The sequence below is a fragment of the Flavobacterium sp. 20NA77.7 genome (genome assembly GCF_031326205.1).
Classification (GTDB): domain Bacteria; phylum Bacteroidota; class Bacteroidia; order Flavobacteriales; family Flavobacteriaceae; genus Flavobacterium; species Flavobacterium nakdongensis.
On sequence record NZ_CP133721.1, the window covers coordinates 468260 to 483373 of the forward strand.

Genomic DNA, 15114 nt, shown 5'->3' on the forward strand with positions numbered 1-15114 from the left:
AAAGGAAAGCAATTCGAAAGAGTTGCTTTTTTTATTAAATTTTGTTAAACTGACGCTGACAATTTGGCAGATAGTAAAATTTAGTACTATCTTTGCTTTCTTAATTTTTGAAAACAAAGTTTTTCGAAAATAAAATTATAATACGGATTATGGAAGAAAAGATAATTGAAGAAAATAAACAAGGAACAAGTTTAGTTACCGATAAAAAAGAAACCAATCAAAAGAAATTATTCATTGAAAGCTACGGTTGTCAAATGAATTTTTCTGATAGCGAAATTGTGGCTTCTATTTTGTCTGAACAAGGCTATAATACAACTCAGAATTTAGAAGAAGCGGATTTAGTATTGGTTAATACGTGTTCTATAAGAGATAAAGCAGAGCAAACAGTTAGAAAACGTTTGCAAGAATACAATGCCATCAAAAAAATTAATCCAACTATGAAAGTGGGTGTTTTAGGATGTATGGCAGAGCGTTTGAAAGAGAAATTTTTAGACGAAGAAAAAATTGTAGATATGGTTGTGGGACCAGATGCCTACAAAGATATTCCTAATTTGTTGAAAGATGTTGATGAAGGTCGCGATGCCATTAATGTTATTCTTTCAAAAGAAGAAACCTATGGAGATATTCAACCAGTTCGTTTAAGCAGTAATGGTGTTTCTGCGTTTGTTTCGATTACCCGTGGATGTGATAACATGTGTACGTTTTGTGTAGTTCCGTTTACCAGAGGAAGAGAACGTAGCCGCGAGCCAGAGAGCATTGTTCAGGAAATTCAAGATTTATGGGATAAAGGCTTTAAAGAAGTTACGTTATTAGGCCAAAATGTAGACAGTTATTTATGGTATGGAGGAGGCTTAAAAAAAGATTTTGATAAAGCTTCTGATATGCAAAAAGCGACTGCGGTTGATTTTGCGCAATTGTTAGATAGATGTGCGTCTCAATTTCCAAAAATGCGTTTTCGTTTTTCTACTTCAAATCCACAAGATATGCATATTGAAGTGATTGAAGTAATGGCAAAGCATCACAATATTTGTAAATATATTCACTTGCCTGTACAATCTGGAAGTACCAGAATTTTGGAGGCAATGAATCGTCAACATACTAGAGAAGAATATATCGCTTTAGTTGATAAAATATATGAAATCATTCCTGATATTTCTTTATCGCAAGATATGATTGCTGGTTTTCCTACAGAAACAGAAGCAGACCATCAAGATACATTAAGTTTAATGGAACATTGTAAGTATGATTTTGGGTTTATGTTTGCCTATTCTGAAAGACCAGGAACATTAGCCGCCCGAAAAATGGAAGATGATGTTCCTGAAACGGTTAAGAAAAGAAGATTAAATGAAATTATAGATTTACAACAAAAAATGGCTTTAGAACGTACTAAACGTTTTGTAGGTCAAGTAGTGGAAGTGTTAGTAGAAAAAGATTCAAAACGTTCAGATAAGCATTGGTCGGGTAGAAATTCACAAAATACAGTTGTTGTTTTTCCCAAAGAAAATTATAAACCAGGGGATTTTGTAAATGTTAAAATTACAGATTGCACCACTGCAACATTAATTGGAGAAGCTGTTGGTTATTCTGAGCGAATGAATTAAATTTATTTTAAGTTTCACGTTTAATAGTTTCATGTTAACTTTTTAAACCTGAAACCTGAAACTTTAAACTAAAAAAATGGAATCAGTTCAAAACATAAAACAACGCTTTGAGATTATTGGGAACGATCCCAAATTAAATCGAGCTGTAGAGAAAGCAATGCAAGTTGCACCTACAGATATTTCTGTATTGGTTACAGGTGAAAGTGGTGTAGGTAAAGAAAGTATTCCAAAAATTATTCATGCACTTTCTCATCGCAAACACGGCAAATATATAGCTGTAAACTGTGGCGCTATTCCTGAAGGAACAATAGATAGCGAGTTGTTTGGACATGAAAAAGGATCCTTTACAGGGGCTACATCTGCTCGAGAAGGGTATTTCGAAGTGGCTAATGGGGGAACTATTTTTCTTGATGAAGTGGGTGAGTTGCCCTTAACGACTCAAGTAAGATTGCTTCGTGTGTTAGAAAATGGTGAATTCATAAAAGTTGGTTCTTCTCAAGTCCAAAAAACAAATGTTCGAATAGTAGCGGCTACAAACGTTAATATGATAGAAGCCATTGAAAAAGGAAAATTTAGAGAAGATTTATATTATAGGTTGAGTACAGTAGAAATACAACTACCTGCACTTCGTGAACGTAAAGACGATATTCATCTTTTATTTAGAAAATTTGCAGCCGATTTTGCACATAAATATAAAATGCCGCCAATCAAATTATCGGAGGAAGCAGTCCGTTATTTATTGCATTACAGATGGAGTGGAAATATTCGTCAGTTAAGAAATGTAGCAGAGCAAATATCTGTATTGGAAACGAATAGAGAAATAGGATTAACTACGTTACAATCGTATTTACCAGAAAATGAAAAAAGTTTACCACAAGTTGTAGGCGAAAAGAAAAGTGCAAGTGATTTTAGTACAGAAAGAGAAATTTTGTACAAAGTCCTTTTTGATATGAAAAATGATTTGAATGACTTGAAAAAACTCACATTAGAATTAATGCAAAATGGCGTGGCTAAAGTTCAAGAAACGAATAAATCATTGATTCAAAAAATATATGGCACAACTGACGAAAAAAATACTATTTTTGAAGAACGAAATAAAATGCAATTAGTACCCGTTGAAGAGGAAATAGAGCAAGAGGAATTTCATGATGAAGATGAAGAAAATGGGAATTACTTATTCGCCGAAGCCATAGAGGAAGAAGAAACACTGAGTTTAGAAGCTAAAGAATTAGAAATGATTAAGAAAGCTTTAGAAAAAAATAAAGGGAAACGAAAAGCCGCAGCAGATGAATTAGGTATTTCGGAGCGCACCTTATACAGAAAAATTAAACAATTTGACTTGTAAAATGAAATCGTTAAAAAAATATATAGTACTTGCGTTGTCACTCACATTAGTTGGATGCAACGTAAAATATAATTTTACAGGTACTGGAAAAATAGATGCTAAAACATTTCAAGTAAATTATTTTCAAAACATGGCAGACATTGTTGAGCCAGGAATTGAGCGAACATTTACACAAAAATTACAAAATACCATTCTAAACCAAACGAATTTAAATTTGGTTTCCACTAATGGCGATTTACTTTATGAAGGTGAAATTGTAGAATACAGGATTACACCTATGGCAGCTACTTCAGAACAACAAGCAGCACAAAATAGAATGACAATTACAGTCAATGTGAGGTATTCAAATAAAAATAAAGAAGACGATAACTTTGAAAAAAGATTTTCATTTTTCTTCGATTTTGATGCTTCGGTTCTTCCTGCAACAATTCTAAACAAGGCTCTAGACGAAATTTATGAGCGTATTACACAAGATGTCTTTAATGAATCTTTAGCAAAATGGTAAGATAATGAGCAGTAACGATTATTTATATCTTCTTAATAACTCTCGAGGCATCAATGATAAACAAACATTGTTGTTAGAAACGATTGTTAATGAATTTCCTTTTTTCCAAAGTGCAAGAGCGTTGTATTTAAAGGGCTTATACAATCAAGATAGTTTTAGATATAATTATGAGTTAAAAAAAACAGCGGCTCATACCACAGATAGAAGTGTGTTGTTTGATTTTATCTCGTCAGATGATTTTAAAGTTTTTCAAAAAGAAAATTATGACCGCATTCAAGCTGCCTTGCAAAGTATTGAAGTTAATGAGTTTGAATATGTTGAAGATACTACCACGTCAGAAGTTCGCTTGACGGCTTCGGAAGACGCTACTATAACTTCACAAGCTGAGAAAAGGTTAGAAATAGGAAAGCCTTTAGCATTTGAAAAAAATGAAACCCATTCGTTTAATGAATGGTTACAATTGTCAAAATTTACACCCATTGAGCGAGTAGAAGCTGAAAAACCTTCGCAAAATAAATTAGAGATTGAAAAAAAATTCGAACTAATTGAAAAATTTATTGAAGCCAGTCCAAAAATTTCTCCAACAAAAGAATCTTTGCCAGAGCCTATAAATATTGCTAGAAGCAATGAAACATCTTCGTCAATAATGACCGAAACATTAGCAAAAATATATTTGGAGCAAAAAAAATATGCTAAAGCTATACAAGCTTATGAAATATTAATTTTGAAATATCCAGAAAAAAGTAGTTTCTTTGCAGACCGAATTAAAGATATAAAAATTTTACAACAAAATAATTAACAGAAAATGATACCATTTACAATTTTTTTAGCACTAATAGTAATTGTTTGTTTTTTATTAATCCTAGTGATTATGGTTCAAAACCCTAAAAGTGGCGGATTATCTTCATCTTTTGGAGGAGGAGGTCAATTAGGAGGCGTTCAAAAAACAACAGATTTCTTAGAAAAATCAACTTGGGTTTTGGGAGGTGCTTTAATCGTATTGATTTTATTATCAAGCTTAAGTACATCAAGTGGAAATTCTGGTTCAAAATTAGTAGAAGATGCTGCTTCAAAACCAGCACCAGTACCTACTACAGCGCCAGCTAATACACCCGCTTCAAAACCAGCAACAGATCCTGCTAAATAAATACGGATTAGTATATGATATAAAAATGCCAGCCTGTCAGTGCTGGCATTTTTGTTTTCAGTAAAAATGGCAGAAAATTATTTTGGCACAATTTCTGAAAAAAAGAACTCGTAATTAATTATTAACTTAAAAATATAAAAATATGTCGTTAAACATTCAACCACTTTCAGACAGAGTAGTTATTGAGCCAATAGCGGCAGAAACTACTACTGCATCTGGTATTATTATTCCAGATACGGCTAAAGAAAAACCACAAAAAGGAACTGTAGTTGCAGTTGGTAACGGAAAAAAAGACCATACTATGACTGTTAAAGTTGGCGATACTGTTCTGTATGGTAAGTATTCTGGTACTGAACTTAAGTTAGAAGGAAAAGATTATTTGATTATGCGTGAAGAAGAAATCTATGCAATTATTTAATCATAGACTAAACAATAACTTTTAAACGTTAAACATCTAAAAAAAAATTAAAATGGCAAAAGATATTAAATTCGATATAGAAGCACGTGACGGATTAAAACGTGGTGTAGATGCATTAGCTAATGCGGTAAAAGTAACTTTAGGACCAAAAGGAAGAAATGTAATAATTAGCAAATCTTTTGGAGGCCCAACAGTTACAAAAGATGGGGTTTCGGTTGCTAAAGAAATTGAGTTGCAAGATCCATTAGAAAATATGGGCGCTCAAATGGTGAAAGAAGTTGCCTCTAAAACAAATGATTTGGCAGGTGATGGTACTACAACAGCAACAGTTTTAGCACAAGCTATCGTAAAAGAAGGATTAAAAAATGTTGCAGCAGGCGCTAATCCAATGGATTTAAAAAGAGGAATTGATAAAGCTGTAGAAGCAATTGTTGACCAATTAGGAAAACAGTCAGAAGCGGTAGGAGATTCTTCTGAAAAAATTAAACAGGTTGCATCTATTTCAGCAAACAATGATGATACTATCGGTGAATTAATTGCTACTGCTTTTACTAAAGTAGGTAAAGAAGGTGTAATTACCGTTGAAGAAGCAAAAGGGACAGATACGTATGTTGATGTTGTAGAAGGTATGCAATTTGATAGAGGTTATTTATCGCCTTACTTTGTTACCAATGCTGATAAAATGATTGCAGAGTTAGATAATCCATACGTATTACTTTACGATAAGAAAATATCTAATTTACAAGAATTACTTCCTGTACTTGAGCCAGTAGCACAATCAGGTCGCCCATTGTTAATTATTGCAGAAGATGTAGATGGTCAAGCATTAGCAACATTAGTAGTAAATAAACTTCGTGGTGGACTAAAAATTGCAGCAGTTAAAGCTCCCGGTTTTGGCGACAGAAGAAAAGCAATGCTAGAGGATATTGCTATTCTAACTGGCGGAACTGTAATAGCTGAAGAAAGTGGGTATGCATTAGAAAATGCGAGTTTAGATATGTTAGGAACAGCAGAAACGATTACTATTGATAAAGACAATACTACAATTGTTAATGGTAAAGGAGATGCGGAACATATTAAAGCACGAGTAAATCAGATTAAAGCACAAATGGAAACTACAACTTCTGATTATGATAGAGAGAAGTTACAAGAGCGTTTGGCAAAATTAGCAGGAGGCGTTGCGGTATTATATGTTGGTGCTGCATCTGAGGTAGAAATGAAAGAGAAAAAAGATAGAGTTGATGATGCATTACATGCTACTCGTGCTGCAGTAGAAGAAGGAATCGTTGCAGGTGGAGGTGTTGCTTTAGTTCGTGCAAAAGCTATTTTAGATAGCATTAAAGCTGAAAATATGGACGAGGCAACAGGAATTCAAATAGTCAATAGAGCAGTAGAAGCTCCATTAAGAACTATTGTTGAAAATGCAGGAGGAGAAGGTTCTGTGGTAATTGCTAAAGTTTCTGAAGGAAAAGGTGACTTTGGCTATAATGCAAAATCTGGTGAATATGTAGATATGCTTAAAGCAGGTATTATTGATCCTAAAAAAGTAACTCGTGTAGCTTTAGAGAATGCAGCTTCAGTAGCAGGTATGATTTTAACTACTGAATGTGCTTTAATTGATATTAAAGAAGATTCCCCAGCTATGCCAATGGGAGGAGGAATGCCTGGAATGATGTAATCAATAACTATTTGATTTATAATTAAAAATCCCCGATTTAATCGGGGATTTTACTTTTACGGATTATATGTTAATTCAAAAACTAGGGATTTATTGGATAAACTATTAAAAGTAGGTAATTGATACCCGCCCGAAAGTATTAAATCTTTTTTTAAGTAATAAGCACCCCCAATTACAAGTTCTCCAAGGCTGTGTTGACCAGAAATAAAATCAGATTGGAATACTACTTTTTTATGAATGATACTTTTTTCTATCCCGGAATGAATTCCTAATCCATTTTTTGAATAAAGTCTTTTCCCTTCTCCTACAAATGAATCAGTTGCGTAATAAATTCCTGAGGTTATTTTTAGTCCTATAGCTTCATTTTTAAAAACACTATTTAAATAATAATAGCCTCCATTCTTTTTAGTGCTACTTATACTTATTCCTTGCTGTATTCCTGCTGCTAAACTAAATTTTTCATTTAAGGCAATTTTTTTTTGCGCATTAACCATCAAAAAAGGGGAATAGGGAGCAATGTTACTTGTAAAAAATGAATAAGTAATCTTTTGTTTTTCAAAATTTAAACCTATTACATTTAAACCTATTTCATAATTATTTCCTAAACCTAAATCAAATGTTGTGTTATTTTGAATTACATCAGATGCAATATTTATCTGATGTTGGATAAATATTTTATTCTTTTCAGTAATATCTGAACTAGGAACATTAAAATAATTTTGTTGAGCATGTATGCTAATTCCTGATAAAATAAATAAAAAACTAATTATTCTTTTCATTCTGTAACTATTTTTTTCTATACCAATCAAAGAAAGTTAGATAGGATATTCTTAATGTGGGATTGTCCTCTTGAATAGTGTTTGTATAATTCCAAACGTGTTGTTGAATATAACTTAATTGAATTTGATTGTTTTTGTTAATATTATAACCAATACCGCCTATAATTCTATTTTGATTAAATAAAGTTTCACCCGCATTACTTCCTATATTTAAAAAGGCTTCATCGCCAATTGTTGCAAAAATTAATGTGTTCTTATCTTTTTTTATCACAGGAATGGTGCACGAAATCATATAGCGCAAACGGTTTCTATAATCATAATGATCTATATAATATAGATTTGTATTGTTATCTTTTACAGCAATACCTACAAATCTATTTTCATCTCTAAGTCTATGAGTAAGCTTTACGCTTTTTATAAAATGAGAATAAGTTCCTTGAATCCAAATGTGGTTTTCGGGAATTGATGTTTTATTTAAAGCAGGGCTACCATACACATAAGTATTATAGTGACTGTATCCCACGCTTCCTATAATTTTTTTGTTAAATTGATAATCAAGAGAGGGTCTTATAAACCATTGTTGTTTTTCATTTAATCCATCTGCATATCGCATAGTAGCTTCAAGTGTAAACGAGGTTTTTTCGCTTAACATATTTTTACCAACATAATGAAACCAAAGGTCATTATAACTGGTTTTTACTTGACTAAATGCAATATGTGGGCATAACAAACCTATCAGCCCAATGAGAGCTAATAGGTAATATAAGTTCTTTTTCATTTTTAATTAAATTTTAAGTGCAATTAAAAATCCTAAAGATTAGAAGATTTATTTTTTCTACCCGCTAATTCATGTGAAGATAATGGTTGATGTTTCTCTAGTCCTTTAATAGTAACGGTACCATTATCAATACTTTCATAATCATGTTTAAACAAGTGTAAGCTTTCCATCACAGAGTGGTCTACTAGTTTTGTTTTTTTCAAATCAATAGTAACATTAAAGCCTGTTGGAATAGCGTCTAATTTACTTTTAATTCCTAAATAGTTCGTAAACACTGCAGCTTTATCTATTTCAATTAAATAGTTGTTTCCTTCAAATGAAACTAAAGTAGGCGCTTTAAATAAAGAAGAAACAGGGGTTCCATTAACCACATGTATAATTATTTTCAAAAGCATACCAGCAGCTATCCCCACTAATAAGTCTTCAAATAAAGTTAATGCGATGGTAACCAAAAAAATAGCTAATTGTTCTTTTCCAATATGGAATGTGTGTGCAAATTCTTTTGGATGTGCTAATTTAAATCCTACGCCAATTAACATAGCAGCTAATGCTGGTTTTGGAATTAAATCGCTAAAAGAAACGGCTAATACTAAAAATAATAAAATAAATAATCCATGAAAGAAGTTTGCCCAACGTGTTTTGCCACCATTATTAACATTTGCAGATGAACGAGCTACTTCTGAAATCATAGGTAAACCACCCAATATTCCAGCAAAAATATTACCAATTCCTACCGCAATTAAATCTTTATTGTAATTAGACTTTCTTTTAAAAGGATCTAACATGTCAATTGCTTTTACAGTTAGTAGTGCTTCTAAGCTTCCAACTAATGCAAACATAATAACATATTTAATAAAGGTTCCAGTTTGTGATAAACCACCAAAGCTAACATTTACAGCTAAAATATCTATTAATCCTTTTCCGAAATGAACAAAATATTTTGGAATGCCTTTGTCATCTACTATATTTTGTAAACCTAATGCAAATGATAATGGAATTGAAACTAATAAAACAATTACTGGTGCTGGAATTTTTTTAGCAAAGTTGTTTTTTAACATTGGCCACCCAAAAACAATCAGTAAACTTACTAAGCCTACAAGCATTGCTGTAACATTTGGATGTGACAACGTATTTGGAATAGCACTAATTAATTCTAAAGGTTCAACCATTGGTTTTCCTTCAGGTGTTAAAGGGTTTTGACCTAATAAACCATGAATTTGTTTACTGATAATGATGATTCCAATTGCAGCTAACATGCCGTGTACAGCAGAAAGTGGAAAGAAATCACTCAGTTTTCCGAATTTTAGTAGCCCAAAAAGTACCTGTAAAATGCCAGCTACAACTACCGCTCCTAAAGCGTATTTCCAACCTTGTTCGCCACCGCCAAATTCTGCTACAGATCCTGCAACAATTACAATTAATCCAGCAGCGGGACCTTTAATAGTTAAAAGTGAACCAGCAAAGAAAGACACGATAATACCGCCTATAAGTGCGGTTATTAAACCATAAATAGGTTCGAAGTCTGATGCTTGAGCAATACCCATACTTAGAGGTAATGCTAATAAAAACACTAAAAATCCTGATAGTGCGTCAGCTGAAAAGTTTTCTTTAAGTCCAGCTAATCCGTCAGCTGGTATATATTTTTTAATTTTTGAATTCATATGTTGAATGTTTTTTAATTAAGATGATTTATAAGGTAATTCATGATAGGTTTTTATGTGAGGACCTAAAAATAAGCGTGTATATATTCTCACTCCAGCAATCCCTGACACGACAAAACTACTTGCTACAAAAAACGCTAATAAAATTTGTGTGCTTTCAATGTGGCTAAACAATAAGTCTTCGCCAATGAATGTTGAGGTAATAGGAAAACCTGTTACGCCTAGGGCAGCTAATAAAAATAAAAAAGCAAATTTTGGATGTTCATATACATGTCCTAAATATTGATTTAATAGAATTCTTTTTTCTAATTTTTTTAATTTTAATAAAGCTAGATATCCTAAAACTCCAGCAATCAAAATACCTGTGATATACATCGTTACTTCAAAAAAATCTATTTTTTCATTAAACAGAATAGCTAAAACAATCCAAAAGTGATTAAATACAATTAATAACCAAGCTACAAAAGGACTTTTTCGTTCTGAAAAAGATTTGAATACAAATACTAAACCGATAAAGGCAAATATTTCAGGTAGGAAATCTTTAACTTGAACAGGAATTTCTTTTTGAAAGATATAAAACAACACTCCAATGAAATAAGTGGGTAAGAAAAACAAAATAAGCTTTTTAAAATTAAGAAAGTCAAGTGATTTACCTATGATTTTTAATGGTCTCCAAAGTAAAAAGTTAATTAATTTTTCTAAATTAAATTCTTTAACACTCCAAATGTACAAGGCATATTCAAATTTCTTTGGTAGTGAATCTTCAAAAGTATGTTCTTTAGGTTGAAAATTATAAAATTGCTCTCTAATCAAGTAACTTACAACAGAAGGCGACACTAACAATTGGTATGTTCTTAAAAATGCATTTCCTGCAAAGTGGAACAAGGCCAAATTATCAAAACCTAATGCAATTTCGATAAAAATTAATCCAATTTGTGATATAGAACTATAAGCCACTTGACTTTTTACCGAAGACTGTACTCTTGCCATAAATGAGGTTAAGATACTTGTTACAAGTCCCATTATACCAATGGCAATTCGAATTGAAGTTTGATGTTCCCAAAAAGGAAATGTGCGTAACATTAAGAATACACCTAAATGAACCGATAAGGAACCATAAAAAATAGCACTCGATGGCGTAGGTCCTTCCATCGCTCTTGGCAACCAAGAGGAAAAAGGCACTTGTGCAGATTTTACAGCAGCTGCACAGGCTATACAAAGCGCAACAAACGAGCCAATTAAGGTGTGATTTTGCAAATGTTCACTAACTAATTCGTAGCTATGTAATTTCATAAACGTAATGTTTTCATGAAATAAGTGATGACTTGCCCACATAGCTAAAATAATACCCACATCACCAATTCTATAAATAGAAAAGACTTTAAATGCGTTTTTAACAGGCAAATAACGTTCTCTATAAAAAGCAATTAACAAGAAAGATGAAATTCCTATGATTTCCCAACCAATAAAAAGGGTTTCAAAATTACCTGATAGAATGGCTAAATTATATCCAAAAAAGAAGAATAAAACGGTCATAAAAAAACGTTTATACCCTTTTTCTCTGTGTAAGTAATACCTGCTGTATGTTGTTATCATTGAGGTTAATAACGCGCCTATAAACAAATAGACAGCGGTTACTTTATCAAAGAAAAAATCTATAAAAAACTCATAATGAGTTGTTTTTACAACAGATAATTCCATTAAATTAAGATTATGTGCACCATTACTTATCCAATAAATGATGAAGGCACATAATGTTACAAGTTGCGTAACTACGGTTCCAAAAGCCGTCCAAGACAAAAGAGATTCTCTTTTTTCTGGAAGCCAAAAACTGATAAAAAACCCAGCTAATGGAATCAAAATAAATACTAATAAAAATTCATTTGTCATCTTAGTTCGTTTTATCAATTAAACATATAGCTAAATTTTCACTACTTGTTTGTGTGTAAGGTAATGTATCTGATAGTGTTTTTATAGGCACTTCAATAGGGTGGTATAGCTCAAATTTTTCATTTTCAAAACGATATAATTCTCCGTCATTAGGATTTAAGACTACTAAATTTACCCATTGGTTACAAAACCATTCATATGTAGCAGGGTTTTTTGTAATAGCATAGTTGACGGCTTCAGGTGTATGCTCTACAATAATTAATAAACGCACAGGGTCATGTACTTCTATCATTTGACTAGGAAGTCCAGGACGTAAGTCACCATCAATTCCATTTGCAACGCCTATAAGCCCCATAACATTGTGTGGTAATTTTGAACCAGCGCCAAGTTTGTGGTTGTCAACTCTAGAGAAATAATATTCTAAATTAATTCCGCCACCTACGGGTGCTACTGCGCCTAAAATACCAGCCAAATAATCGCCAACAGGATCTACTCGATAATCAAAAGAATTAAGGAAAGATCTACGATCTAAAAATAATTGTTCGGAAACAATTCTTCTTCCTACAATACACATCGCATTTGTGGCGTGATTTAATTCGGGTCTAGGTTCAAATAGCGATACAGAACGATTTCTAATCTTATCATGAATAGTACTGATAGAATCATTTGAATTAATCGTGTCAAATCGTCTAGATCTTTCTTGCGCGTTTCTATCTAAAGCTTTTGCGAAAATTGTTTTATAATGATGATGATGTCCTGCATTAATTTCATTTAACAATTCTTCATCATAAAAGGCAATTTCGTCCCTTGTGGTATCATGTAATGCAGGAACAAATTGTGTGGTTTCCGGAATGGTAATACCTCTTTCTTTTAAAAGCTGTCTTACGCCTTGATGATTTGCAGCAAAACTTAATACTTTTGCGTTTACCGAACTTGGTCTTCCACAACAAGCTCCACAATCATATCCTGCAAAATGCGTATTGTTAACACTTGTAGCGCCATGCCCAACTACATAAACAATAGGCGCAAAATTAGTTACCAAGCCTATGCTTTTTAATAAGCCTTCAACCCGATTAGTCATTTCTTCAATAGTAAATCCCACTTGAAGTCCATCAATTGTTTCATTTGCATCTTCATTTTCAATAATCAATTTAGATTTTTTATTGAGATGTTTAAATGAAGAAGTAGTTGCCGGAGACATACTTGGTTTAAAAATATTTAAAAATAGTTTTAAAGCGGCTGTAAATCCTAAGGTTTGACTAATTATCCAGCCAAAAAATAAAGAGTGTGATTGCTTATGATAATGCAAATCATTTGCTTTTTTCTTTTTTCTTGGCAATTCTTTAATTAAATATTTTGGCGTAACAGGTGCAGGGCATAATTTCGTAAAAAACTTACCATTTACGGGTTGGTAGTAAAATTCAAAATTAAAAAATGCAGCTGTACCAAAAGTTTCTGCTTTTGGTTCTAAAAATTCAATGTGTCTTCTAAAAGAACATTCTCTATCGTCCATACAAAAGAATCCTTGAAATTTTGGCGTTTTTGTTACGTCAGATTTTTTAGGGGAATTTTTAAGACCATAAAGCACTTGATTGTAAAAACTCCATTCATAGGCTTCTTGCCATAGTGCTAGCACATCGAAATATTCAGAATAGGTTGCTTTGGCGAATAAATTTTCAGCGTCAAAATCAACTTTTGTAGCTAATGGCGCCCAATTTTCACCAAACTTTTTATCCAATGCATCTATTTCTAATAGTAATTCAAAGACAATTAATTCACGAAGTGTTATTTTTCTTTGATCTAATAAGGAGGTAGGATTATGTTCTAAAGTAGCCACCATTCCGCTCCAACCTGGATGTGAAAATTGCTGATCAAATAGATAATTTTCAAAATACAAGTCATTTCCTACAAGGATATGTAGTAATTCTGAAACGCTTTTATCTTCATGGAGAAATTTTTTAGCTCTAGGTGTTTCTAAAAAACTTGTAATTCCATTTTTGTCTAATTCTTTTAAGGAAGCTAAAAATCCTTTTTGATGCACAGGGAAGGGCCACATAGAAATCCCTTGGTCTAAGTAGCTACAAAGGATTCTAAATAATAAACCATGTGTAGATTTCTCTAAGTTAATGGCATATTTTAATTTCCAGTTGGCACGTAATTTTCCAATTTTTGGATGATTTGATTCGTCATAAACTTGTTGTGTAAGTTTATCTAACCATAGTGTTGCATGTGTTTCACCTTTTCTTTTTGATAAAATGGAAAGTAAAATATTCTTATCAATTGAACCTTCAGTGTATAGTTTTCTGAAGTCATAAAGAGATAAAAATGTTTTATAACCAAATAGTTCTGAAGCTTCTTGTAGCGCTTCAAAAAAAGGTTTGTCTTGAAAAGCATGCAACGTATTGTGATGCACGAAATCTTTAAGCGGATTTTGCGCAGGCAAATAGTGAGCTAATTTGTGAAGAATATCGTCTTCAACAAATTTCAATACATCTGTTTTCATTTGATTTTATATAATTAATTTATTACGTCAATGCATAAATATTTAAGCATTGTGTGAATGGAATTTAATTATATGATATGAAATTTCCAATTGCAAAACAAATCATACAGCGGTACTTTATGTTTTAAGCTGAAATGTGAAAATGCATAATTGGATTTTTTTGCAGTAAGTAAGTAACAATGATCTAAATTAAATTCTAAATCATCATAAAATAAATCAAATTCAATTTCAAATTCAGGTTCTGTTTCATCTAAAACAGTGTCGTTCTTTTTTGAGGAAAGAGGTGCCTTCTGTATTGTGGAATTGAAATAGTTTTGTTTAGAAACAAATGTTGATGAGGTGTCCTTTTTTTGGGCATTAAAATCAACACTATATGATAATGCGCTTATCGCCCAAAGGAGGGGAATAAGGAACAACAATACAAATATATTTTTCTTGTTTTGCATATCATTTTTTAGTTGAGCAAATGTACTATTATTTTTTGCTTTCTGATAAATTTTAATAATTTTTTAATATTTACTTGTAGTAGTCATAAAATGTTGTATATTTGCACTCACAAATCGCGGGATAGAGCAGTAGGCAGCTCGTCGGGCTCATAACCCGAAGGTCACAGGTTCGAGTCCTGTTCCCGCTACTAAAAAATTTTTTTTAAAACATTGAAAATCACGGTTTTGGATACTTTCAAAGCCGTTTTTTTATGTCCGAAATTATTCATATTTTAATAAACGTAAACGAAACCGTAAACGTTTTTGATTTGAAACCACTAAAATTTTTTTCAGAACACTCTAAGTCTCCGATACAAACAATCG

Annotated in this window: 13 protein-coding genes and 1 tRNA gene; 8 read left to right on the forward strand and 6 right to left on the reverse strand. The window is 32.2% G+C overall.

The features are described from left to right. Positions 1-149 precede the first annotated feature (149 nt). The 7 genes from miaB to groL all read left to right on the forward strand — a co-directional run bounded on the left by miaB (position 150) and on the right by groL (position 6694). Positions 150-1601: a tRNA (N6-isopentenyl adenosine(37)-C2)-methylthiotransferase MiaB gene (gene miaB, locus RF683_RS02090; RefSeq protein ID WP_309532572.1), complete on the forward strand. Its 1452-nt coding sequence runs from the start codon at positions 150-152 to the stop codon at positions 1599-1601. 76 nt (positions 1602-1677) lie between these two features. Further along, complete coding sequence (locus tag RF683_RS02095; protein WP_309532573.1) at positions 1678-2946, forward strand: sigma-54 interaction domain-containing protein; 1269 nt, start codon at positions 1678-1680, stop codon at positions 2944-2946. 1 nt (position 2947) lies between these two features. After that, positions 2948-3451 carry an LptE family protein gene (locus RF683_RS02100; RefSeq protein WP_309532574.1) on the forward strand — a complete coding sequence of 168 codons (504 nt, stop codon included), beginning with the start codon at positions 2948-2950 and terminating at the stop codon, positions 3449-3451. 4 nt (positions 3452-3455) lie between these two features. Then, on the forward strand, positions 3456-4250 hold the full coding sequence (locus tag RF683_RS02105) for a tetratricopeptide repeat protein (protein ID WP_309532575.1): 795 nt from the start codon (positions 3456-3458) through the stop codon (positions 4248-4250). Positions 4251-4256: 6 nt separating this feature from the next. Then, complete coding sequence (secG, locus tag RF683_RS02110) at positions 4257-4598, forward strand: preprotein translocase subunit SecG (protein WP_309532576.1); 342 nt, start codon at positions 4257-4259, stop codon at positions 4596-4598. A 142-nt stretch (positions 4599-4740) separates the two neighbouring features. After that, on the forward strand, positions 4741-5016 hold the full coding sequence (locus RF683_RS02115; protein WP_309532577.1) for a co-chaperone GroES: 276 nt from the start codon (positions 4741-4743) through the stop codon (positions 5014-5016). A gap of 52 nt (positions 5017-5068) precedes the next feature. Further along, on the forward strand, positions 5069-6694 hold the full coding sequence (groL, locus tag RF683_RS02120; protein ID WP_309532578.1) for a chaperonin GroEL: 1626 nt from the start codon (positions 5069-5071) through the stop codon (positions 6692-6694). 56 nt (positions 6695-6750) lie between these two features. Here the strand turns inward: groL and RF683_RS02125 are convergent, their stop codons facing one another. The 6 genes from RF683_RS02125 to RF683_RS02150 all read right to left on the reverse strand — a co-directional run bounded on the left by RF683_RS02125 (position 6751) and on the right by RF683_RS02150 (position 14751). Continuing rightward, the gene (locus RF683_RS02125; RefSeq protein ID WP_309532579.1) at positions 6751-7473 is read right to left on the reverse strand and encodes a hypothetical protein; all 723 of its coding nucleotides are present in this window, start codon (positions 7471-7473) and stop codon (positions 6751-6753) included. Between the two features lie 7 nt (positions 7474-7480). Next, the gene (locus RF683_RS02130; protein WP_309532580.1) at positions 7481-8251 is read right to left on the reverse strand and encodes a DUF2490 domain-containing protein; all 771 of its coding nucleotides are present in this window, start codon (positions 8249-8251) and stop codon (positions 7481-7483) included. 32 nt (positions 8252-8283) lie between these two features. Next, positions 8284-9912: a SulP family inorganic anion transporter gene (locus tag RF683_RS02135; RefSeq protein WP_309532581.1), complete on the reverse strand. Its 1629-nt coding sequence runs from the start codon at positions 9910-9912 to the stop codon at positions 8284-8286. An 18-nt stretch (positions 9913-9930) separates the two neighbouring features. After that, on the reverse strand, positions 9931-11802 hold the full coding sequence (locus tag RF683_RS02140; RefSeq protein WP_309532582.1) for a proton-conducting transporter transmembrane domain-containing protein: 1872 nt from the start codon (positions 11800-11802) through the stop codon (positions 9931-9933). Position 11803: 1 nt separating this feature from the next. Beyond that, the gene (locus RF683_RS02145) at positions 11804-14305 is read right to left on the reverse strand and encodes a YbcC family protein (RefSeq protein ID WP_309532583.1); all 2502 of its coding nucleotides are present in this window, start codon (positions 14303-14305) and stop codon (positions 11804-11806) included. Between the two features lie 68 nt (positions 14306-14373). Next, positions 14374-14751: a hypothetical protein gene (locus tag RF683_RS02150; protein WP_309532584.1), complete on the reverse strand. Its 378-nt coding sequence runs from the start codon at positions 14749-14751 to the stop codon at positions 14374-14376. 115 nt (positions 14752-14866) lie between these two features. Between RF683_RS02150 and RF683_RS02155 the strand changes: the two genes are divergently transcribed. Further along, a tRNA-Met gene (locus tag RF683_RS02155) sits at positions 14867-14939 on the forward strand. The last annotated feature ends 175 nt before the right edge of the window (positions 14940-15114 follow it).